Annotated in this window: 22 protein-coding genes; 15 read left to right on the top strand and 7 right to left on the bottom strand. The window is 72.2% G+C overall.

Going from position 1 to position 21,683, the window contains the following annotated elements; genetic code table 11:
* The 6 genes from ACFQ4O_RS06930 to ACFQ4O_RS06905 form a co-directional block, all read left to right on the top strand.
* Positions 1 to 373: protein tyrosine phosphatase (locus ACFQ4O_RS06930; RefSeq protein WP_378774951.1), on the top strand; the 373-nt coding region annotated here is incomplete at its 5' end.
* Positions 370 to 1,350, top strand: a complete 981-nt coding sequence (locus ACFQ4O_RS06925) for an NUDIX hydrolase (RefSeq protein ID WP_378774950.1) — start codon at positions 370 to 372, stop codon at positions 1,348 to 1,350. The genes ACFQ4O_RS06930 and ACFQ4O_RS06925, both read left to right, overlap by 4 nt.
* Positions 1,351 to 1,416: 66 nt before the next feature.
* Positions 1,417 to 2,859 (top strand): phospholipase D-like domain-containing protein, encoded by a 1,443-nt coding sequence (locus ACFQ4O_RS06920; protein ID WP_378774949.1) that lies wholly within the window; start codon positions 1,417 to 1,419, stop codon positions 2,857 to 2,859.
* Positions 2,860 to 2,942: 83 nt separating this feature from the next.
* Positions 2,943 to 3,830, top strand: a complete 888-nt coding sequence (locus tag ACFQ4O_RS06915) for a LysR family transcriptional regulator (RefSeq protein WP_378774948.1) — start codon at positions 2,943 to 2,945, stop codon at positions 3,828 to 3,830.
* Between the two features lie 121 nt (positions 3,831 to 3,951).
* A complete protein-coding gene (locus tag ACFQ4O_RS06910) occupies positions 3,952 to 4,299 on the top strand; it encodes a hypothetical protein (protein ID WP_378774947.1) in 348 nt (115 codons plus the stop codon).
* A gap of 82 nt (positions 4,300 to 4,381) precedes the next feature.
* Positions 4,382 to 5,149 carry a 2-keto-4-pentenoate hydratase gene (locus tag ACFQ4O_RS06905; protein WP_378774946.1) on the top strand — a complete coding sequence of 256 codons (768 nt, stop codon included), beginning with the start codon at positions 4,382 to 4,384 and terminating at the stop codon, positions 5,147 to 5,149.
* Positions 5,150 to 5,473: 324 nt separating this feature from the next.
* Here the strand turns inward: ACFQ4O_RS06905 and ACFQ4O_RS06900 are convergent, their stop codons facing one another.
* Both ACFQ4O_RS06900 and ygfZ read right to left on the bottom strand, forming a co-directional pair.
* Positions 5,474 to 6,061, bottom strand: coding sequence for a DNA-3-methyladenine glycosylase I (locus ACFQ4O_RS06900; protein WP_378774945.1), 588 nt, complete (start codon positions 6,059 to 6,061; stop codon positions 5,474 to 5,476).
* Positions 6,058 to 6,915, bottom strand: a complete 858-nt coding sequence (ygfZ, locus tag ACFQ4O_RS06895) for a CAF17-like 4Fe-4S cluster assembly/insertion protein YgfZ (RefSeq protein ID WP_378774944.1) — start codon at positions 6,913 to 6,915, stop codon at positions 6,058 to 6,060. The genes ACFQ4O_RS06900 and ygfZ overlap by 4 nt, the downstream gene beginning before the upstream one ends.
* Positions 6,916 to 7,011: 96 nt before the next feature.
* On the opposite strand from ygfZ, the gene ACFQ4O_RS06890 reads away from it, so the two are divergent.
* The 7 genes from ACFQ4O_RS06890 (at position 7,012) to ACFQ4O_RS06860 (ending at position 15,678) form a co-directional block, all read left to right on the top strand.
* Entirely contained in the window at positions 7,012 to 8,346 is a 1,335-nt protein-coding gene (locus tag ACFQ4O_RS06890; RefSeq protein ID WP_378774942.1) for a dihydroorotase, read from the top strand.
* 127 nt (positions 8,347 to 8,473) lie between these two features.
* Positions 8,474 to 9,112, top strand: coding sequence for a LysE family translocator (locus ACFQ4O_RS06885; protein ID WP_378774941.1), 639 nt, complete (start codon positions 8,474 to 8,476; stop codon positions 9,110 to 9,112).
* A 113-nt stretch (positions 9,113 to 9,225) separates the two neighbouring features.
* Positions 9,226 to 10,209, top strand: a complete 984-nt coding sequence (coxB, locus tag ACFQ4O_RS06880) for a cytochrome c oxidase subunit II (RefSeq protein WP_378774953.1) — start codon at positions 9,226 to 9,228, stop codon at positions 10,207 to 10,209.
* 517 nt (positions 10,210 to 10,726) lie between these two features.
* Entirely contained in the window at positions 10,727 to 13,264 is a 2,538-nt protein-coding gene (gene ctaD / locus ACFQ4O_RS06875) for a cytochrome c oxidase subunit I (RefSeq protein ID WP_378774939.1), read from the top strand.
* Between the two features lie 235 nt (positions 13,265 to 13,499).
* Positions 13,500 to 13,895 carry a hypothetical protein gene (locus ACFQ4O_RS06870; protein WP_378774938.1) on the top strand — a complete coding sequence of 132 codons (396 nt, stop codon included), beginning with the start codon at positions 13,500 to 13,502 and terminating at the stop codon, positions 13,893 to 13,895.
* Positions 13,892 to 14,533 carry a cytochrome c oxidase assembly protein gene (locus tag ACFQ4O_RS06865; protein ID WP_378774937.1) on the top strand — a complete coding sequence of 214 codons (642 nt, stop codon included), beginning with the start codon at positions 13,892 to 13,894 and terminating at the stop codon, positions 14,531 to 14,533. Before ACFQ4O_RS06870 ends, ACFQ4O_RS06865 begins: the two co-directional genes overlap by 4 nt.
* Complete coding sequence (locus ACFQ4O_RS06860) at positions 14,530 to 15,678, top strand: c-type cytochrome (RefSeq protein ID WP_378774936.1); 1,149 nt, start codon at positions 14,530 to 14,532, stop codon at positions 15,676 to 15,678. The genes ACFQ4O_RS06865 and ACFQ4O_RS06860 overlap by 4 nt, the downstream gene beginning before the upstream one ends.
* Before the next feature lie 19 nt (positions 15,679 to 15,697).
* Here the strand turns inward: ACFQ4O_RS06860 and ACFQ4O_RS06855 are convergent, their stop codons facing one another.
* From ACFQ4O_RS06855 to ACFQ4O_RS06835, 5 genes are all read right to left on the bottom strand, one after another.
* Positions 15,698 to 16,102 (bottom strand): TIGR02588 family protein, encoded by a 405-nt coding sequence (locus ACFQ4O_RS06855; RefSeq protein WP_378774935.1) that lies wholly within the window; start codon positions 16,100 to 16,102, stop codon positions 15,698 to 15,700.
* Entirely contained in the window at positions 16,099 to 16,947 is an 849-nt protein-coding gene (locus ACFQ4O_RS06850) for a TIGR02587 family membrane protein (protein ID WP_378774934.1), read from the bottom strand. The genes ACFQ4O_RS06855 and ACFQ4O_RS06850 overlap by 4 nt, the downstream gene beginning before the upstream one ends.
* A 98-nt stretch (positions 16,948 to 17,045) precedes the next feature.
* Positions 17,046 to 19,277 carry a xanthine dehydrogenase family protein molybdopterin-binding subunit gene (locus ACFQ4O_RS06845; protein ID WP_378774933.1) on the bottom strand — a complete coding sequence of 744 codons (2,232 nt, stop codon included), beginning with the start codon at positions 19,275 to 19,277 and terminating at the stop codon, positions 17,046 to 17,048.
* A gap of 11 nt (positions 19,278 to 19,288) precedes the next feature.
* Positions 19,289 to 20,305: an FAD binding domain-containing protein gene (locus ACFQ4O_RS06840; protein ID WP_378774932.1), complete on the bottom strand. Its 1,017-nt coding sequence runs from the start codon at positions 20,303 to 20,305 to the stop codon at positions 19,289 to 19,291.
* Entirely contained in the window at positions 20,302 to 20,820 is a 519-nt protein-coding gene (locus ACFQ4O_RS06835; protein ID WP_378774930.1) for a (2Fe-2S)-binding protein, read from the bottom strand. The genes ACFQ4O_RS06840 and ACFQ4O_RS06835 overlap by 4 nt, the downstream gene beginning before the upstream one ends.
* A gap of 113 nt (positions 20,821 to 20,933) precedes the next feature.
* Between ACFQ4O_RS06835 and ACFQ4O_RS06830 the strand changes: the two genes are divergently transcribed.
* Positions 20,934 to 21,182 (top strand): DUF4169 family protein, encoded by a 249-nt coding sequence (locus ACFQ4O_RS06830; protein ID WP_378774929.1) that lies wholly within the window; start codon positions 20,934 to 20,936, stop codon positions 21,180 to 21,182.
* 134 nt (positions 21,183 to 21,316) lie between these two features.
* A complete protein-coding gene (locus tag ACFQ4O_RS06825) occupies positions 21,317 to 21,547 on the top strand; it encodes a ribbon-helix-helix domain-containing protein (protein WP_378774952.1) in 231 nt (76 codons plus the stop codon).
* The last annotated feature ends 136 nt before the right edge of the window (positions 21,548 to 21,683 follow it).

Genomic DNA, 21,683 nt, shown 5'->3' with positions numbered 1-21,683 from the left:
GCCCCGGCCGGGCTATGCGGCGCCGGAGCGCGCACACGTGGCGGCGGCGCTCGCCTTCGCGGGGAGGGACGCGCGGCCCCTGATCGTTCAGTGCTACGCGGGCGTCAGCCGCTCGCCCGCCATGGCCTACGCCCTCGCCTGCGCCGCCTGGCCGGACCGGGACGAGGCGGCGCTCGCGGCCGAGCTTCGGCGGCTCTCCCCCAGCGCGACGCCCAATCCGCGCATCGTCGCGCTGGCGGACGACCTGCTCGGGCGGGACGGGCGCATGCGCGCCGCCATCGCTGCGCTCGGTCGCGGCGCGGAGGCCTATGAGGGCGAGATGTTCGCGTGGTCGCTGGGCGACGCCGCGGACGCCGAGGGGCTGCGGCCGTGACCGCCGCCGCGACCGTCGAGATCGGTCTCTCCGCCGCCGTGGTGACGGTGGAGGGCGACGCCCCGCTCATTCTGGTGGCGCAGGCCGTCGACCCCCGCGCCCCCCTCGGCCTGCCGTCCGGCCCGTTCGATCCGCTGACCCGGCGCACGCTGGAGATCGCGCTCCGGGCCTCGATCGTGCGCCAGACCGCGCTCGACGTGGGCTATGTGGAGCAGCTCTACACCTTCGGCGATCGCGGCCGCGCCGCCTCGCCGGACGACACGGCCCCCCATGTGGTCTCCATCGGCTATCTGGCGCTGACCCGGCGGCCGAAGGACGGCGCGGCGCTGGCCAAGGTCGGGGCGAGCTTCCAGCCGTGGTACGCCTTCTTCCCGTGGGAGGACTGGCGCCGCCGCCGCCCCGAGGTGCTGGACGCCGCCATCCTGCCCGCGCTCGAACGCTGGACGGCGGAGGCGCCGGAAGCCGTCACCGGCCGGGCGCTGCCGCGCATCGTGCGCGCGCGACAGTGCTTCGGCCTCGACGGCGCCCCGTGGGACGAGGAGAAGGTGCTCGACCGCTACGAGCTGCTCTACGAGGCGGGCCTCGTGGAGGAGGCGCGGCGGGACGGCCGTCCGGCGGCGCTGGCGCGGGCCGCCTCCGCCACGCCGAAGCTCGGCGAGGCCATGCTCGACGACCACCGCCGCTTCCTCGCCACCGCCATGGGCCGGCTGCGGGCCAAGCTGAAGTACCGCCCCGTGGTGTTCGAGCTGATGCCCCGCGACTTCACGCTCACCGCCCTCCAGCGCACGGTGGAGGCCATCGCCGGCCGGCACCTGCACAAGCAGAACTTCCGCCGGCTGGTGGAGGCGACCGCGCTGGTGGAGCCCACCGGCGCCGCCGAGACCGCCACCGGCGGCCGGCCGGCCCAGCTCTATCGCTTCCGCCGCGAGGTGCTGGAAGAGCGGCCGGCGCCGGGCCTGCGATTTGGGCGCGGCTGACGGGACGGCGCGCCTGCGCGCTCTATATCCGGACGGCGCATTTCCCCTGGGGGCCTCATCCCGACCATGACGACCGACCGTGTGCTCGTTCCGGGCGACACCTGCTGGCGCATCGCCCGCGCCGACCGTTTCGCCGTCATCGTCGACGCCGCCGACTACTACCGCGCCGCCAAGCGCGCCATCCTGTCCGCGCGCCGCTCGGTGATGCTGGTCGGCTGGGACTTCGATTCCCGCATCGAGCTCGAGCCCGGCGGGGCCACCATCGAGGGGCCGAACCGGCTCGGGCCGTTCCTGAAGTTCGTCGCCGACCGGCGGCCCGAGGTCCACATCCGGCTGCTGAAATGGAATCTCAGCCTGATCGAGACGCTCGGGCGCGGCGAGACGCCGATCTACCTGCTGCAGTGGATGATGCGGAAGAACATCACCCTGAAGATGGACGCCGAGCATCCGCCGATCGCCGCCCATCACCAGAAGATCGTGGTGATCGACGACACGCTCGCCTTCTGCGGCGGCATCGACATGACGCTCGGGCGCTGGGACACCCGCGAGCACCGCGCCCATGACGAGCGCCGCCGCTCGCCCTGGGGCCGCGCCCTGCCGCCGTGGCACGACGCCACCACCTGCGTGGACGGCGAGGCGGCGCTTGCGCTGGGCGACATCGCCCGCGAGCGCTGGCGCCGCGCCACCGGCGAGACGCTGGAGCCCGCCTCCTGCGGCGAGGAGGAGTGCGACCCGTGGCCGGAGCGCCTCTCGCCGACGCTGACAGGCGTCGACGTGGGCGTGGCGCGCACGGTGGGCGCCTTCAACGGCCAGACGCAGATCGTGGAGGTGGAGAAGCTGACCCTCGCGGCGATCGCTGCGGCCAAGCGCACGCTCTACGTGGAGAGCCAGTATTTCGCCTCGCGGGCGGTGGCGGAGGCGATGGCGCGGCGGCTTGCCGAGCCGGACGGACCGGAGATCGTGGTGGTGAACCCGGAATCCCAGGACGGCTGGCTGGAGGAAGCCACCATGGGCGCCGCCCGCGCCAAGCTCATGCGCATGGTGCGCCGGGCGGACGTCCATGACCGGTTCCGCATCTTCTGGCCGGCGACGCCCGAGGGCGAGCCGATCTACGTGCACGCCAAGATCCTCGCGGTGGACGACCGGCTGATCCGGGTCGGCTCGTCCAACCTCAACAACCGCTCCATGGGCTTCGACACCGAATGCGATCTGGCGATCGAGGCGGGCGAGGACGACGAGGACCTGCGCGCGGCGATCGCCCGGCTGCGCGACGACCTGCTGGCCGAACATCTCGGCGCCGCGCCGGAGGAGGTCGCCGCCGCCATCGACCGCGAGGGATCGCTGATCCGGGCGATCGAGACGCTTGCGGGGGAGGGGCGCCGGCTGGTCCCGCTCGAGGCGCGCGAGGTCGGCGAGATCGAGGACGCGCTGTCCGAGACCGACCTGGTCGATCCCGAGCGGCCGCCCGGCCTGTGGCGGCGGCTGCGCCGGCGCGTGGGGCTGCGCTGACGCGGTCTGCAATTTTGCAGACAGGGCGGCGTCTCTGGCTTACATCCGTGCGGTGAAGCACACTCATTTGCGGGACGCGCCGCATGCTCGCCTGGGACGATTTCCGACTGGTCAAATGCATCTCGGAGCGCCGGTCTCTGGCGGGCGCCGCGGTGACGCTCGGCGTCAACGCCTCGACGGTGTTCCGCCGGCTCGGCGCGCTGGAGGAGCGGCTCGGCGCCCGCCTGTTCGAGCGCGGGCGCGCCGGCTACGCCCTCACTCCCGCCGGCGAGGAGATGGTGCAGGTGGCCGAGCGCATGGCCGAGGACATCCTCGCCTTCGAGCGCCGGGTCTCGGGGCAGGATCTGGCGCCCGCGGGCGAGCTCCGCGTCACCACCAACGACTCCATGCTGATCCACCAGCTCACCGGCCTGTTCGTCGGCTTCCGCGCCGCCTATCCCGAGATCACGCTCGACGTGGTGGTGGGCAACGCCCCGCTGAACCTCTCCAAACGCGACGCGGACGTGGCGATCCGCGCCACCTCCAACCCGCCCGAGACGCTCGTCGGCCGCCGCATCGCGGACATCCGCTGGGCCATCTACGGCGCGCCGCCGCTGACGCCCGTGCGCACGCTGGAGGAGCTGGGCGACCTGCCGTGGATCGGGCCGGGCGACATGCTGGCCCCGCTGCAGCGCTGGCTGCGGGAGACGGTGGGCGAGCGCCGCGAGGTCTATCGCCTGTCCACCGTGCTCGGCATGGCGGAGGCGGTGGCGGCGGGCATCGGCGTCGGGCCGCTGCCGTGCTTCATCGGCTGCTCGACGCCGGGGCTGGTGCGGCTGTTCGATCCGCCGAACCAGTCGCCCGCGTCGCTCTGGCTGCTGACCCATCCGGACCTGCGGGCCAGCGCCCGGGTGCGGGCCTTCATGGACTACATGGGCCATGAGCTCGGCCGCCGCCGCGCCCTGTTCGAGGGCGCGCGCGAGCCGGCGTAAGGCGCCGCTCGGACCGCGCGACACTTCGCCGTGGCGCCAAAAAAATCCTCGCCGCAGCGCGCATAGACAGGCCGCGCCCGCTCGCCCACAGTCGCGTCCCTGGGGCTGAAAGGAGACGATTATGGATCGACGATCTCTCGTCCTCGGACTGCTCGGGGTCTGCGGGGCCGCCGCGCTGCCCGTGTTCGCGGCGCGCCCGGCCAGCGCCACGCCGCTTGGCGCGCGTCCGGCCGAGGCTTTTCCCGCCGCCGAGCCCGTGGAGCGTGCCGAGGGCGGCATGGCCCCCGACGGCTCCCCGACGGAGAACGCGCAGTACTATTACCGCCGCCGGTATCGCCGCCGCCGGCGCTACGGCCGCTATTACGGCTATCGCCGCCACGGCTATTACCGTCCCCGGCGCTATTACCGGCGGCGGCGCTGCCGCACCTATGTGACCTCGTGGGGCCAACTGGTGCGTCGCTGCTGGTGACGTCGGCGGCGTCGGGGGCTCGACGCGGCCCCTGAAATCAGGACCAATGCGGGCCGTCTTGAGGCCAGCCGAGGATCCGCCGATGACCACGCTTCCGACCGACCGCGCCGGCAGGATCGCCGAGGCCGTGCGCCTGCTGGGCGAAGCGCGCGACAGCGGGCGGCGTCTCGCGACGCCGCCCTTCGAGATCGCCGACGACGAGGAAGCGACGGCGATCCATTTCGCGGCGGTGGCGGCGGTTGGCCCCATCCGCGGCTGGAAGGTGGGCGCGGCCTCGCCCGAGGCGACGCCCGCCGCCGGCGCGCTCACCGCCGACACCCTGTTCGACGGCCCCGCGACGCTGCCGGCCTACGCGCTCGGCGCGGTCGAGGGCGAGATCGCGGTGCGCATCGGCCGCGACCTGCCGGCCCGCGACGAGCCCTATACGACCAACGAGGTGCTGGCGGCGGTGGCGAGCTGGCATCCGGCGATCGAGGTGCTGGAAAGCGCCTTCGACGGCTGGCGCGGCCAGCCCAAGCCCTGGAAAGTTGCGGATCGCCAGAGCCACGGCGCGCTGGTGCTGGGCGCCGCCAGCGCCGAAGCGCCGCGCACGCCGCTCGGCGCGCTGCCGGTGCGGCTGTCGGTGGACGGCGCGATCGCCTTCGACCACGAGGGCGGCAACACCGCGGGCGACCCGACCCGGCTGCTGGTCTGGCTCGCGAACCACCTGCGCGGAACCGAGCGCTTCCTGAAGGCCGGCGACGTGGTGACCACCGGCTCCGCCACGCCGTTCCTGCAGGCGAAGCCCGGCCAGCGGGTGCGGGTGGAGTTCGCCGAACTCGGCTCGGTGGAGGCGACCTTCGGGGCGTAAGCGGGAGCCGTGCACGACATCGGGGCGCACCGCTCCTCTTGTCCCGGCCTTGAGCCGGGACCCATTTCCGCCGACGGTTGGGGAGCAAGGCTCCACGCCCGCAGACAGTTCTGAGACGCGAGGCGTGTCTGGGTCCCGGCTCGAGGCCGGGACAAGAAAGCGGCGCATGCTTGGGCGTTGAGGCGCGCCTTCCCTTGTCCCGGCCTTGAGCCGGGACCCATTTCCGCCGACGATTTGAGAGCGAGGCTCCACGCCCGCAGACAGTTCTGAGACGCGAGGCGTGTCTGGGTCCCGGCTCAAGGCCGGGACAAGAAGATCCCCCCGTCAGCCGCCGTGGCGGAAGCAGGTGGTGAGGTGGTCGTCCACCATGCCGACCGCCTGCATGAAGGCGTAGACGATCACCGGGCCGCAGAAGGTGAAGCCGCGGCGCTTCAGGTCCTTGGAGATGGTCTCCGACAGCGGCGTCGAGGCCGGGACCTCGGCGATCGCGCTCCAGCGGTTCACGAGCGGCGCGCCGTCCATGAAGGTCCAGAGATAGTCGGAGAAGTCCTCGCCCCGGTCGCGCATGGCGAGATAGGCGCGGGCGGACTTCACCGCGCCCTCGATCTTGGCGCGGGAGCGCACGATGCCGGCGTCGCCCAGCAGGCGGGCCACGTCGTCCTCGCCGAACCGGGCGACGATCTCCGGATCGAAGCCCTGAAACGCCGCGCGGAAGGCGTCGCGCTTGCGCAGGATGGTGATCCAGGCGAGCCCGGCCTGAAACCCGTCCAGCACCAGCTTCTCGTAGAGCGCCCGCGGGTCGCGCTCGGGCACGCCCCATTCGTGGTCGTGATAGGCCACGTAGAGCGGGTCGGTCCCGCACCAGCGGCAGCGATGGCGGCCGTCGGCGTGGAGCCGCGCGCTGTCGCTCACGCCGCGCCTTCGCCGGGATAGGCGAAGCGGGCCCAGGCGGGCTTGTCCAGCGTGAGCATGGCGGACCCGGCGATCAGCGGCTGGCCGGCGGCCGCCGCCTCCGCCGCCCGGTCGAGGCGCAGCAGCGCGAGGCCGCGCCCCTCCACCGACGAGCCCATGCGGCCGATGGTCTTCTCGCCCGCGGTCACGGCCTCGCCGATCGAGGGGCGGCCGTCGAGCAGCACGGGCGTCACGCGGGTGCGCGCGGTGCCGCGATGCTCCATGCGGCTCACGATCTCCTGCCCCACGTAGCAGCCCTTCCGGAAGCTCACGCCGTTGAGCTGGTCCATGCAGGCTTCGTGCGGGAAGGTGTCGCCATAGACGAAGTCGAGCCCGCCGATGGGAACGCCGAGCGCCACGCGGTGCGCGCGCCAGGCGTCGAGGCTGTCGGGCAGGCCGCCGGGAAGGGGCGCGCCGGCGGGCAGGTAGGCCCGCTGGCCGAGAGCGGGCAGGCGCGGGTCCTGCACCGCGGCGCCCTCGAAGGCGGGCAGCAGACCGTCGCCCCACAGCGCCGCCACCTGGAAGGCGTCGCTTTCGTCCGCGATCTCCACCTTGGAGCGCAGCCTGTAGAGCGTCAGCCGCCGGGCGACGTCGGCCGCGAGCGGCTTCGGCAGGTCGAGCCGGAAGCCGTCGCCGGCGCGGGAGACGATCATGTCGGCGATGATCTTGCCCTGGGGCGTGAGCAGCGCGGCGTAGGCGGCCTGGCCGGGCGCGAGGCCGGACACGTCGTTGGTGAGCAGGTTGTCGAGGAAGGGGCCGGCCTCGTCGCCGCCGATCCGCAGCAGCCCGCGGCCTTCGAGAATTGCGGCGCGCATGCGAAAAGCTCCTTCCGCCAGTTGCCTTCGAGGTCGCGCGAAGGTAGGCCCCGGCGAGCCCCGTCTTCAAGCCGAACCTTCATCCGGGAGGCCGCGATGGCCGATGCCTTCGATCTCATCCTCAAGGGCGGCGTGGTGGCGAACCACGACGGCGAGCACCGCGCCGACATCGGCGTGCGCGGCGGCCGCATCGCCGAGATCGGCGATCTCGCCCGCGCCTCCGCAGGCGAGACGGTGGATTGCGCCGGCCTGCATCTGCTGCCGGGCGTGATCGACACCCAGGTGCATTTCCGCGAGCCGGGCGCGACCCACAAGGAAGACCTCGAGACCGGCTCCCGCGCCGCGGTGCTCGGCGGCGTCACCGCCGTGTTCGAGATGCCGAACACCAATCCGCTGACCGTGACGGCGGAGGCGCTGGCCGACAAGCTCGCCGCGGCCCGCGGCCGCATGCATTGCGACCACGCCTTCTTCGTGGGCGGCACGCACGAAAACGCCAAGGACGTGGCCGAGCTCGAACGCCTGCCGGGGGCGGCCGGCATCAAGATCTTCATGGGCTCGTCCACCGGTTCGCTGCTGGTGTCCGACGACGCGGGCGTCGGCGAAATCCTGAAGCGCACGCGCCGCCGCGTCTCGGTCCATTCCGAGGACGAGCCGCGCCTGTCCGAGCGCAAGGACCTGCGCGTGCCCGGCGACCCCGCGAGCCACCCGGTGTGGCGCGACCCGGAGGCGGCGCTGAAATGCACCCGCCGCCTGACCGCCATCGCCCGCGCCCACGGCGCCAAGGTGCATGTGCTGCACATCTCCACCGCCGAGGAGATGCGCTTCCTCGCCGACTTCAAGGACGTGGCGACGGTGGAGACCACGCCCCACCACCTGACGCTGGGCTCGGACGCCTATGAGCGGCTGGGGACGCGGGCGCAGATGAACCCGCCCGTGCGCGACGACGCCCACCGCGCCGGCATCTGGTGGGGCCTGCGGCAGGGGATCGTGGACGTGCTCGGCTCCGACCACGCCCCCCACACGCTTGAGGAGAAGGCCAAGGCCTACCCGGACAGCCCCTCCGGCATGACGGGGGTGCAGACCCTGGTTCCGATCATGCTCGACCATGTGGCGGCGGGCCGTCTCAGCCTCGCCCGCTTCGTGGACCTGACGAGCCACGGCCCGTCGCGCATCTTCGGCATCGCCCGCAAGGGCCGGCTCGCGGTCGGCTACGACGCCGACGTCACCGTGGTGGATCTCAAGCGTCGCCGGACGATCGCGAACGACTGGATCGGCTCCCGCAGCCAGTGGACGCCCTATGACGGCGTGTCGGTGCAGGGCTGGCCGGTGGGCACGATCGTGCGCGGCCGCCGGGTGATGTGGGAGGGCGAGATCACGGCGCCCGGAACCGGCGAGCCGGTGCGCTTCGTGGACGCCCTGCCGCGCGGATAAAACAGGCCGGGCGCTTGCCCCGGACGCCCGCGGCGCCATGTTGCATCGCGCCGCGGGAGCGTCCAAGACGTGAGCCTCGGCCGGGCCTACGCTCCCTGCTCCCGATTCGCTTCAGGAGGCGCCTTTCGTGATCGACGACGTCTCGCTGATCGCGACGGGCATCGCCATCGGCGTGGGCGTGAACGCGCCCGTCGGTCCGGTCAACGTGATGTGCATCCACCGGGCCGTGCGCAACGGGCCGGCCTCCGCCATGGCGGCGGGCGCGGGCGCCTTCTTGGCCGACGTGCTGTTCGCCGGCATCGCGGCCTTCGGCGTCACGGCCATCTCGAACTTCGTCGAAGGCCATCTCGCGGTCATCAAGGTGCTGGGCGGGGCGATCATGATCGCCTTCGGCGTCAAGCTGCTCTATGCGCCGCGCTCCAGCTCCGACGCGCCGGCCAACGACACGCGGCTGTCGCTGTTCAACGCCGCCTTCACCTCCTTCGCCCTGACGGCGACCAATCCCGCCGTGCTGCTCGGCTTCGCGGCCATCTTCGGCGGCCTGATCGGCATCGGCGACAAGCCCGGCGACTTCGAGACCGCGGCGCTGCTGACGCTCGGCGTGACCATCGGCAGCGCGGCGTGGTGGCTGATGCTCTCCATGGGCGCGAGCCGGCTGCGGGAGCGCATCGCCGAACGCTGGCTCGGCCGCGTCAACACCCTGTCCGGCGGGGCTGTGGCGCTGTTCGGCCTCGTGGTGCTGCTGAGCGTCGCGCTCGGATACTGAGCCGGCTGCGTCTTTTCTGGAACATGTCAAAAATTTGGTCCTGACGGGGCTGTGCCGCGGCGGCCGGGCGCTCTAGCTGCCCTCAGGTTCCCGCCGCGCCATCGAGGCCCGCCATCGCCCGTCACCGCCTCCCGCTCGCCGGCCTCGCTCTGGTCGCGCTCGGCCTCTCGTCCTGCGCCGGCGTCCAGTCGGCGCTCGATCCGGCCGGCCATGAGGCGCGGCAGGTGGCGACCCTGTTCTGGGTGATGACGATCGGCGCCGGCGTGGTCTGGTGCCTCGTGCTCGGCGTCGCGGTCTACGCCACGCGCCTCCGCCCGGAGCCCCACGGCGACGCGGTCGGCTGGCGGCTGATCCTGTGGGGCGGCGTGGTGTTCCCGACGGTGACGCTCACGGCGCTGCTGGTCTACGGCCTCGGCCTGATGCCGCAGCTGCGCGAGCCGGGCGAGGGTCTGCGGATCGACGTGTCCGGCGAGCAGTTCTGGTGGCGGATCACCTACCGCCCGGCGGAGGGCCCCTTGGTTGTCTCCGCCAACGAGATCCGCCTGCCGGTGGGCGAGCGGGTGGAGTTCGCGCTGACGAGCCCGGACGTGATCCACGCGTTCTGGATCCCGTCGCTCGGCGGCAAGGTCGACATGATCCCCGGCCGCGAGAACCGGCTGGTGCTGAAGGCGGAGACGGCCGGCGTCTATCGCGGGGCCTGCACCGAGTTCTGCGGCGCGAGCCACGCGCTGATGGCCTTCGACGTGGTGGCCATGGAGAAGGCCGAGTTCGCCGCCTGGCTCGCGGCGCAGTCCACGCCGCCGCCCGAGCCGGACGGCGAGGCGAAACGCGGCCGCGACCTGTTCCTGCGCCACGGCTGCGGCGCCTGCCACCGGGTGTCCGGCACGGAGGCGTCGGGCGAGATCGGCCCGGACCTGACCCGCTTCGGCGCCCGCGCAACGCTTGGCGCGGCGACGCTGCCCAACACGCCCGACGCCATCGCCCGCTTCGTGCGCGAGGTCGACGTCCTGAAACCCCGCGCCAAGATGCCGGCCTATCCCAAGCTTCCCGCCGACGAACTCTCCGCCATCGCGGTCTATCTCGGGAGCCTGAAGTGACGCGGGGCCGCGCCTCTCTGCGGGACGAGGGCAGGGGGAGTCTTGAGTCTCCCCGGCGCGCGGAAAGCGACGTCCGCGTCGCGCCTGAAGCTCGCCCCTCTCTTGTCCCGGCCTTGAGCCGGGACCCAGAACCGCTGAAGCGTCAGGATCAGGCGTTTGGCCGCCGTGGCGAATCTTGCGGAGAGGTCGGCGTGTCTGGGTCCCGGCTCAAGGCCGGGACAAGGGAAGGGGCGCCGGCCGTCCGGAGAGTTCAACGGATGAGCGGGGCGCGGAACCCGCTTCTATCCTCCTCTCCCGTGCGGAGAAGGGTATGGGGTGGGGGTGGTTCGGGTTTCAGTGCCATCGGCTCCACCGCCCGGGCCACCCCAGCGCTCCATCCTGCGCCACCCCCATCCCTTACCCTTCCCCGCACGGGGGAAGGGGGCGTCGGCGGCGCGATCGAGCGGGCGTCTGAGCGCCACGCCCGGCGTGGCGCCGTCGCCCGACACGCGCGTCTTTCGCAGCAAGGTGTTCTTCCATGACCGACGCCGCGCTGTCCTCGGCCCAGGACGATCCCGAGCTCCGCAAGGCGCAGGAGGAGCGGCTGACCCGGACGTGGGAGACCCCGCGCGGGCTCCGCTACTGGTCGGCGGTGAACAATTCCGAGGTCGGGCTCTGGTACACGGCGACCTCCTTCGCCTTCTTCCTGTTCGCCGGCGTGCTGGGGCTGATGATCCGCACCCAGCTCGCGGTTCCCGGCAACGATTTCCTGTCCGCCACCTTCTACAATCAGGTCTTCACGCTGCACGGCACGGCGATGATGTTCCTGTTCGCCGTGCCGATCTTCGAGGCGGTGGCGATCCTGATCCTGCCGGAGATGCTGGGCGCGCGGGACCTGCCGTTCCCGCGGCTGTCCTCCTTCGGCTACTGGTGCTTCCTGATCGGCGGCGTGTTCGTCTGCGGCTCGATCTTCTTCAACGCCGCGCCGGACGGCGGCTGGTTCATGTATCCGCCGCTCTCCACCGACCACAAGCAGACCGGCATCGGCGCCGACGTCTGGCTGCTCGGCCTGTCCTTCATCGAGGTGGCGTCGATCGCGGCGGCGGTCGAGCTGATCGTCGGCACGCTGAAGTGCCGGCCGCCCGGCATGCGCATCAACCTGATGCCGCTCTACTCCTGGTACGTGCTGGTGGTGGCGGCGATGATCCTGTTCGCCTTCCCGCCGCTGATCGCCGGCGACATCCTGTTCGAGATGGAGCGGATGTTCGACTGGCCGTTCTTCGATCCGAAGCGCGGCGGCGACCCGCTGCTGTGGCAGCACCTGTTCTGGATCTTCGGCCACCCGGAGGTCTACATCGTGTTCCTGCCGGCGATCGCGCTGCTCGCCATGATCGTGCCGACCTTCGCCCAGCGCCCGATCCTCGGCTACTCCTGGATCGTGCTGGCGGCGGTCGGCACCGGCTTCCTGTCGTTCGGCCTGTGGGTCCACCACATGTTCACGACCGGTTTGCCGTCGATCTCGCTCGCCTTCTTCTCGGCCGCCTCCGAGGCGGTGGCGATCCCGACCGGCGTGCAGATCTTCGTGTTTCTCGCCACGCTGCTCGCGGGCCGGGTGGTCTACTCCGTGCCCATGCTGTTCGCCATCGGCGCGCTCGGCATCTTCGTGTTCGGCGGGCTGACCGGCGTCATGGTGGCGCTCGCGCCGTTCGACTGGCAGGCCCACGACACCTATTTCGTGGTGGCGCATCTGCACTACACGCTGGTCGGCGGCATGTTCTTCCCGCTGATCGCGGGCGTCTACTACTTCTACCCCTTCGTGAAGGACCGAAAGCTGTCGGACCGCCTCGGAAAATGGGGCTTCTGGCTGATGTTCATCGGCTTCAACGTCACCTTCCTGCCGATGCACATCACGGGCCTGCGCGGCATGCCGCGGCGCGTGTTCACCTACGCCGAGGGGCTCGGCTTCGACGCGCTGAACATGGTCTCCACCGTCGGCGCCTTCATCTTCGCGGCCGGCGTGCTGGTGGTGACGTGGGACGTGCTGCGGCCGAAGGGCAAGGAGCCCTACGCCCCGCGCAACCCGTGGAACGCCGGCACGCTGGAGTGGCTGTCGGAGAACCCCGGCAAGGAATGGGGCGTGCGCACGGTGCCGATCATCAGCACCCGCTATCCGCTGTGGCAGCAGCCGAACTTCCTGCGCGACTATGACGAGGGCCGCTTCTACCTGCCGGACGCGCAGGAGGGAAAACGCGAGACGCTGATCACCTCGGTGCTGGACGCGCGGCCCGTGCAGTGCCTGCGGGTGCCGGGCAACTCCTTCATGCCCATGGGGGCTGCCGTGCTGACCGGCGGCGCCTTCATCGCCGCCACCTTCTACGCCTGGACGCTGACCATCCTGTTCTCCATCGCGGCGCTCGCTGCGATCGTGACCTGGCTGTGGCGGGGCACAGCGGTGATCCCGGAGAAGGCGGAGAAGGACGTCGGCCTCGGCCTCAGTCTGCCGCTCTATGTTTCGGGGCCGGCCTCGGTCGGGTGGTGGGCGATGTTCATCACCATGATCGGCGACATGTCCGCCTTCGCCAGCCTGATCTTCGGCTACTTCTTCTACTGGACCATCCACGCCTCCGGCTTCCCCGGCGGGCCGGGCGCGGGGCCGGGCCTCATGTGGCCGGGCCTCGCCATGGCGCTCGGCCTCGCGGCCTGGGGCGCGATGCTCGCCGCCCGGCGCGCCAACGCGGCGGACCGGCCGCTGTCGTTCCGCCTGCTGCTGCTGGTCGCGATCGGGCTCGCGGTCGCCTCCGGCGCGGCGCTGCTGTGGGGCCCGCACGCGAGCGGGCTCGACCCGAAGTCCCACGTCTATCCGGCGACGGTCTGGGTCATCGCCATCTGGACCGCGGTCCATCTCGGCGTGGGCGTGATCATGACGCTCTACTGCTTCGCCCGCTCGCTCGGCGGCCGCCTCACCGCGGCCTACGACATCGACATCCACAACGTGGTGCTGTTCTGGCACTTCGCCCTCATCACCCTCGGCGTCACCGTCGCGACGCTGTCGCTGTTCCCGCTGGCGGTGCGGTGATGGCCGCGCGCACGAACCGTGTTGGCTCCGAAGCGCACGCGACCGGCGCGCTCCGCGCCGCTTGTCCCGGCCTCGAGCCGGGACCCAGACACGCCGGCGTTTCAGGAGAAGGCGCGCGGCGGGGGCGGCGTTTGGCGTGGGGAGGTCGGCGGTTCTGGGTCCCGGCTCAAGGCCGGGACAAGGGAAGGGCGAGGCGCGCGGGCGTCTCCGCCGCCCAACTTCCAGGAGCGCGGCCATGATCGTGTCGGCGCGCGCGAACCTGATCACGCTTGTGGCGGCGCCGACGGCGTGGGCGGCGCATTTTCTGGTGTCCTATGTCGTCGCCGCGGCCTCCTGCGCCAAGGCCATGCCGGACGCGCGGGTGTTCACCGGGACGGCGTGGCCGGACCTGACGCCGGCGCGGATCGCCATCGGCGTGGCGACGCTGCTGGCGCTCGGCGTCATCGCGCTCAGCGCCCGGCAGGCCTGGGGCCACTGGGAGAACGGCGACGCCGAACCGCCCTACGACGACGCCACCCGCGACGACCGCCAGCAGTTCCTCGGCTTCGCCACCCTGCTGCTCTGCGGCCTCTCGGCGCTGGGCGTGATCTTCGTGGCGCTGCCGGCCGTGTTCATCGGGGACTGCCGGTGACGCCCGCCGCCGCCATGCGGCTCGGCTTCGGCCTCGCGGTGCTCGCCGCCGCCTGGGCGCCGGGGACGGAGGCCGCGCTCGGCGGCGGCTTCGCCGCCCACATGACGCGGCACATGGCGCTGCTGGCGGTGGCCTCGGCGCTGATCGCGCTCGGCCTCGCGGGCTCGAGGTTCGATCCCACCGCGCGGGCGCCGCTGCTGTTCGCGGCCGTGCCGGCTTCGCTGTTCGAGCTGCTGGCGGTCTGGGGCTGGCACGCGCCCGGCGCCCATGATCTCGCCCGGGCGAGCGGGCTCGCCTTCGCGGCCGAACAGGCGACGTTCCTGCTCGCGGGCCTCTGGCTCTGGCTCGCCTGTTTCGGACGGGCGGGGGCGGTCGATCTCGCCCGCGCCGGGCAGGGCGTGCTCGCGATGCTGCTCACCTCCATTCACATGACCTTGTTCGGCGTGCTGCTTGCGACCACCACCCGGCCGCTCTACGACCCGGCGCTGTGCGGCGGCGCGTCGTTGCTTACGGGCCAGCATCTCGGCGGGGTGATCATGCTGCTGGTCGGCGGCGGGGTCTATTTCGCGGCGGGGCTCACGCTCGCGGCCCGCCTGCTGAAGGACGACGTTCTGGTCTCGGGAGACGACGCGCGATGAAGGGCTGGCGGATCGACGTCCTCGTCACGCCGCTCCGGGCGGCGCTGGCGGTCCTCGCGGTCACGGCCGGTGGGCTGGCCTTCGCGTGGTCCGGCCTGTTCAACGTGGCGGCCACCACCCCGCACTGGCCGATCACCGACTGGTTCCTGCACTATGTCATGATCAACTCGGTCAAGACGCGCACCCTCGCGATCGAGGCGCCGGACACGCTGGACTCGCCCGCCATGATCGCCCGCGGCGCCGGACATTACGCCTCCGGCTGCGCCAGCTGCCACGGCGCGCCGGGCCGGCCGCGCTCGCCGATCGTGCACGCGATGTCGCCGGTCGCGCCCGATCTTGAGAAGACGGTCCCCACTTGGGAGCCGAAGCACCTGTTCTGGATCGTCAAGAACGGCGTGAAGTTTACCGGCATGCCGGCCTGGGTGTCGGGGAGCGAGCGCGAGGACGAGGTCTGGGCGGTGGTCGCCTTCCTGCGCAAGCTGCCGGGCATGTCGGAGCAGGACTACGCCCGGCTCGCCATGGGCGCGGAGACCGACGGCGCGGTGGGCGGGCTGGTCGCCATCGCCCACGGGCCGCAGGGGCCGCAGCCGCGCCCGGACGTGCTGGCCGACTGCGCCCGCTGCCACGGCCGCGACGGCATGGGCCGCGACGGCGACGCCTTCCCTGTCATCGCGGGACAGAGCGAGGACTACCTTTACGACGCGCTGTCGGCCTACGCGGTCGGCACGCGCCACAGCGGCGTCATGCAGACGGCGGCGGCGCGCATCCCCTACGCCGAGATCGCCGCGCTCGCCGAACATTACGCCGCCCAGCCGCGCCGTCCGGTGACGCCTGCGGCCACGCCGGACCCGACGCTGGTGGCGCGCGGCGAGCGGATCGCCCGCGAGGGCGTGCGCGACACCGGCACGCCCGCCTGCGTCTCCTGCCACGGCCCGTCGCCCACCGCGCGCAATCCGGCCTATCCGAAGCTCGCGGGCCAGCATGCGAGCTATCTCGAGCAGCAGCTTCTGCTGTGGGAGAAGGAGGACGACAGCCGCGGCGGCGGTCCGTTCCGCGAGGTCATGCGCAAGATCGCCTTCCACATGGAGAAGGACGACATCCGCGCCGTCGCCGCCTATTACGCCGCGCTGCCGCCCGGCGAGTGACGCCGGGGACGTCGCGCCGTCACGGGCGGCGGTAGGACGCGGCGCGGATGTCGAGCTGCGCCCCCTTCGGATCGCGCTCGAACACCACGCCGGCCTCGCGCGAGGACATGCGCGCCACGTAGTCGAGCGTGACCTCGGTCTCCTCCACCACCGCGCCGCCCTCCTTGAGCCGCGCCGCGACGGTGACTTCGGCGGCGGCGCTGGGGCCGCGGTTCTCCAGCACGAAGCGCGCCACATGGCCGCCCGGCGTGGCGGTCACGTCGCGCAGGGTCGCCACCAGCACGGGCGGGCCGTCCTCATAAGTCAGCGCCTCATAGGCGAGCACGCCCAGCACCCCGCAGGCGAGCGCGGCGCCGAGCGCCGCCACGGCCCATTCCAGCCGCGCCACCGGCCGGGGCGCCGGACCGTCGTCCGGGTCCGTCATACGATCAACCTCGCGAAGGCCGCGCCGATCGCGGCGGGAAAGCCGAGCACCACCAGCAGCCGCACCGCCGCCACGAAGCCGAGATCGTCGAAGCGGCCGAAGGCCCACATCAGCCCGGCGCAGACGAGGAGCGCCACCGCGTAGCCCGCGAGCGTGTAGCGCAGGAACACGCTCCAGCCGGGGGCGCCGGCGGGATCGGCGGTCTCCTGGCCCGAGAACCGCAGCATGTAGACCACCAGATGCAGGGCCATGATCGAGACCAGCGCCAGCAGCAGCATGTGGACCGGCGACATCTCGGCCGCGATCAGGTCCACCTCTTCGGTCGGGGCGACGCTGAACGACAGGAACAGCGCGCCGGTGGCCATGAACACCAGCTCGCCCCAGTAGCCCGCGGCGCGGGCGTGGCGGTCGTCCGCCTCGTCCGGCTGGCCGAACTGCCCCTGCGCCACCGCGGCCCCGATGCTGGCCGGCACCGCCTCGATCACCACCGCGCCCATGATCTCGTCGAAGGACATGCGCGGCTCGATCAGCCCGAACAGCGCGAGGATCACGGCGGACGTGACCATGCCCACGGCGAAGGCCACCAGCCCGTCCCGCACGTCGTCGAGCCAGCCGTCGGTCTCCTCGAAGCCGATGAAATGGGACAGCGCCACCAGCAGCGGCAGCAGCGCCGCGACCAGCGCGAACAGCCGCACCCGGTCCATGCCGGCGCCGAGCGACCACATCTCCATGGTCATCAGCACGGGCAGCGAGAACACCACCGCGCCGCCGGCCGCCCGGCCGAGCCCCAGCAGGAACCGGCCTTCGATCTCGCGCGCGGACATGGTCGTGGAGGATGTGGGCAAGCTGTCAAAATCCCGGCGTCCGGAGAGACCGGACGCCGGGAGAGATAGGGCGGGCGAGGCCGCCGGCAGGGTCGCGGCCGCGCGCCGCCGACGATGGTCTAAAGCAGCGTGTCGAGCGTGATCGGCAGGCTCCGCACCCGCCGGCCGGTGGCGTGGAACACGGCGTTGGCGATCGCGGCCGGCACGCCCACGATGCCGATCTCGCCGAGCCCCTTCACGCCGAGCGGATTGGCGCGGTCGTCCTCGTCCACGAAGATGACGTCGATCTCGGGCGAGTCCGCATGGGTCGGGATGTGATATTCGCCGAGATCGGCGTTCATGATCCGGCCGAGCGTCGTGTCCCACACCGTCTCCTCGTGCAGCGCCATGCCGAGGCCCATCACCGCGCCGCCGAGGATCTGGCTGCGGGCGGTGGTCGGGTTGAGGATGCGGCCGGCGGCGATGGCGCTTACCAGCCGCGTCACCCGCACGACGCCGAGCTCCTCGTCCACCCGCACCTCCGCGAACACGGCGGAATGGGTGTAGGCGGCGTAGGTCTCGGTGAAGTCCTCGTCGGGCGCGAACTCCGCCTCCGCCGCGATCCGCCCGTCGCCGGACGCCCGCGCCAGATCAGCGTAGGACACGGAGACGTCCGGATCGGAGATGAGCGACAGGCCCCGCTCGGTGAAGCGCACATGGGCGAGGCCGGCGTTTCCGAAGGCGGCGTCCAGGGACCGGGCCTGGCCCAGCAGCTTCTCCTTCAGCGCCGCGCAGGCGGCCTGCACGGCGCTGCCGGCCGAGGCCGCGCCCCAGGAGCCGCCCTCCACCGGCGCCATGGGAAGGGTGGTGTCGCCGAGCTTGGTGGTGACCCTGTCGATCGGGAGGCCAAGCGCCTCGGCGCCGATCTGGGCGAGGATGGTGTAGGTGCCGGTGCCGATGTCGGCGGTGCCGCAGGCCACCTCCAGCCGCCCCTCCGCGTCGAGCGTCGCGCTCGCGGAATGGGGCTGCATCATCGCCTCCCAGCACCCGGTCGCCATGCCGAGGCCCACGAGCTCGCGCCCGTCGCGCATGGAGCGCGGTTCGGGATCGCGCCGCGACCAGCCGAAGCGCTCGGCGCCCTGCCGGTAGCACGCCTTCAGCTCCTTGGACGAGAACGGCTTGTCGTCGTTGGCGTCGTGGTCGGCGTAATTTCTGAGCCGAAGCTCCAGCGGGTCGAGCTTCAGGGCTGCGGCGAGCTCGTCCATGGCGGCTTCGAGCGCGTAGAGCCCGAGCGCGGCGCCCGGCGCCCGCATGTCCGAGGGCGTGGAGGTGTCGATCTGCGCCAGCCGGTAGCTCAGCGTCACGTTCGGGCAGGCGTAGAGCAGGCCCGACCAGTTTACGACCGGCTCCTGATAATCCTCATAACGCGAGGTGGCCTGCACCGCGTCGTGCCGGATCGAGGTCAGGCGTCCGTCTTCGGTCGCCGAGAGCGCCACCGTCTGCAGCGTGTCCGGGCGCCAGCCCATGGTGTACATCTGCTGGCGCGTCAGCACGAGCCGCACGGAGCGCTTCAGCGTCAGCGCGGCGAGCGTCGCCAGCAGCAGGTCGTATTGCGGCCGGAGCGCCATGCCGAACGAGCCGCCCACGAAGGGCGAGATCACCCGCACCTTTTCCGGGTCCAGCTTGAACACGGCGCAGAGATACTTCTTCGGGTTGTTCACCCCTTGGGTCTTGGTGTGGATGGTGAGGCGGCCGTCCCCCTCCCACGTCACCGTGGTGGCCATGGTCTCCATGGGATTGTGGTGCTCGGCGGCGACCCGGTACGCCTGCTCCAGCCGCACGGGCGCGGCGGCGAAGGCGGCGGCCGCGTCGCCCCGGGGCGGGGGCGGCGGCGGAATGCCCGGCCGCTCCTCCGGCGGCGCATAGGCCGCGTCCTTCACAGCGAGCACGTCCACCTCGGGCGTCTCCGCGTCGTACTCCGCCGAAACGAGCGCCGCGGCGTCGCGGGCGTGCTCGTGGGTGTCGGCGATCACCAGCGCGATCGGCTGGCCGCTGTAGACGATGCGGTCGTCGCAGAACGGCCGGAACGGGCTGCCGGGCACCGCCACCATGTCTTCGAGATAGGGCGTGTCGCCGTCCGGCAGGTCCGGGTCGCGCTCGTGGCTGATGACGTCGATCACGCCGGGCGCGGCCCGCGCCGCCGTGAGATGGAGCGCGCGGATGCGGCCCCGGGCGATGGCGCTGGAGGCGACGGCGGCGTAGGCCATGCCCTCGGTCGCGAACTCCGCGGCGTAACGGGCGCGGCCGGTGACTTTCAGCGGCCCGTCCACGCGGGGCTGGGGGCGGCCCACATAGGTCAGAACATCGGACATCCGGGCGCTCCTCAGTTGACGGTCTTGCGCGAGGCGACCTGCGGCGCGCCGTCGGCGGGCTGGGTCAGCGCGCGGACGACGGCGCGGCGGGCGAGCTCGATCTTGAAGTCGTTGCCGCCGAGCCCGACCGCGCCCTGCAACAGGCGCTCGGCCGCCGCCTCGAACGCGTCGCGGGTGGGGCTCGCGCCCTCGATCAGCGTCTCCGCGTCCGGCACGCGCCAGGGCTTGTGCGCGACGCCGCCGAGCGCCAGCCGGGCCGCGACGATGCGGCCGTCGTCGATCTCCAGCGCGGCGGCGACGGAGACCAGCGCGAAGGCGTAGGACAGCCGGTCGCGCAGCTTGAGATAGCTGTGGTGGCGGCCGAAGCGCGGCGCGGGCAGCTCGACGGCGGTGATGATCTCGCCGAGGCCGAGCGTCACGTCCCGTTCCGGCGCGTCGCCCGTCAGGCGGTGGAGATCGGCGAAGGGCAGGGCGCGCGGCCCGTCCGGGCCCTCCACATGCACGGTCGCCTCCAGAGCCGCGAGCGCCACGCACAGGTCGGACGGATGGGTCGCGACGCAGGCTTCGCTCGTGCCGAGAATCGCGGCGTGGCGGTTCACGCCCGCCCGCGCCGGACAGCCGGAGCCGGGCTCGCGCTTGTTGCAGGGCGTGGCCACGTCATAAAAATACGGGCAGCGGGTGCGCTGGAGCAGGTTGCCGCCGGTGGTGGCGGCGTTGCGCAGCTGGGCGGAGGCGCCTGCGAGCAGCGCGCCTGCGAGCAGCGGATGGTCCCGCGCGATGTCCGGGTGATAGGCGAGGTCGGAGTTCGGCGTCAGCGCGCCGATCCGCACGCCCCCTCCGTCCGTCCGCGTGACGCCGTTGAGCGGCAGCCGCGTGATGTCCACCAGCCGGACCGGCGTCTCCACCTGCTTCTTCATCAGGTCGACCAGATTGGTGCCGCCGGCGATGATCCGCGCCTGCGGGTCGGCGGCGATGGCGGCGATCGCGTCCTGAAGCGTGTCGGCGCGCAGATAGTCGAAGGGCGTCATTCCGCGGCCTCCCGGGTGGCGGCGCTCCGGCCCATCACGTCCTCGATGGCGGCGACGATGTTGGAGTAGGCGCCGCAGCGGCAGAGGTTGCCGCTCATCAGCTCGCGGATCTCCTCCGCGTCATGGGCGTGGCCTTCCGCCATAAGGCCGACCGCGGAGCAGATCTGCCCCGGCGTGCAGTAGCCGCACTGGAACGCGTCATGGGCCACGAAGGCGGCCTGCAGCGGGTGCAGGTCGTCCGGCGCGCCGAGGCCCTCGATGGTGGTGACCGCGCAGCCGTCGCGCATCACCGCGAGCTGCAGGCAGGCGTTCACCCGCCGGCCGTCCACGAGCACCGTGCAGGCGCCGCACTGGCCGTGGTCGCAGCCCTTCTTGGTTCCGGTGAGGCCGAGCCGTTCGCGGAGCAGGTCGAGCAGCGTGACCGAGGGCTCGATCTCCAGCCGGTGGGTCTCGCCGTTGACATCGAGCGCGACGCGCACGGGCGCCGCGACGGGGCGGCGGTCGTCATGATCCAAGGGACATCTCCCAGAGTTGGCCGCACGCCTCCCGCGAGGCGGCGTCTTCCTGGATCAAGAACAATTCAAAGCTTGTGTCGTTCCGCTCACGCCTCACGCGGTGTTTCGCGGCCATGCTCGCCTGCGCGCTCGATTTTCCCGCGGCCTGCGTGTATGAGCAGGCCGCAATGGCAGAGATCGTCAATCTGCGTCGGGCGCGCAAACAGCGGGATCGGGACCGCAAGGAGGCCGAGGCCTCCGCGAACCGGATTCGTTTCGGCCGGCGCAAGGACGAGACGGCCGTCGAGGAGGCGCGCCGCGCGCTCGAGGATCGACGGCTCGAGGGGCACCGTCGCGACGACGACGGCGACAAGCGCGAATGACGGGGGCGTCGGAAAGCGTGACAGAACGGCGGAGCATGGAGGCCGATCTCGGCCTTGGAGAGCAGCGGGCGGACGCCATCGTGCTGGCGGCGGACGGCGACGGCGTCATCATCGGCGACGGGGTCAGCCCCGACATCGTCAAACGCTCGATCGTGGTCGCCGGGCACAAGACCAGCGTCAGCCTCGAGGACGCGTTCTGGCTCGCGCTGAAGGACATCGCCCGCGAGCGCGGCCAGTCGCTGCGCAGCCTGGTGGCGGAGATCGACGCCGGCCGCAAGGGCGGCAACCTGTCCTCCGCCGTGCGGCTGCACGTGCTGGACCACTACCGCCGCCGCGCCGGGGCCATCGGGGCCGTGCGCGGCTGATCGCCGCCAGCGCCGGACGGCCGGCGGCGATCACGCCTCACAAACGAACAGGGCTGACGGCGCGCCGCGTCATCGCGGCGGAGGCGCGCTGTCCAGCGGGCTGAGGTCGAGACGCGGCGGCAGATCGGGGGCCGCC

The organism is Methylopila musalis, assembly GCF_042679725.1.
Classification (GTDB): Bacteria; Pseudomonadota; Alphaproteobacteria; order Rhizobiales; family Methylopilaceae; genus Methylopila; species Methylopila musalis.
The sequence above is the reverse complement of the archived record's forward strand: the minus strand, read 5'-3'. Positions and strand labels throughout refer to the sequence as shown.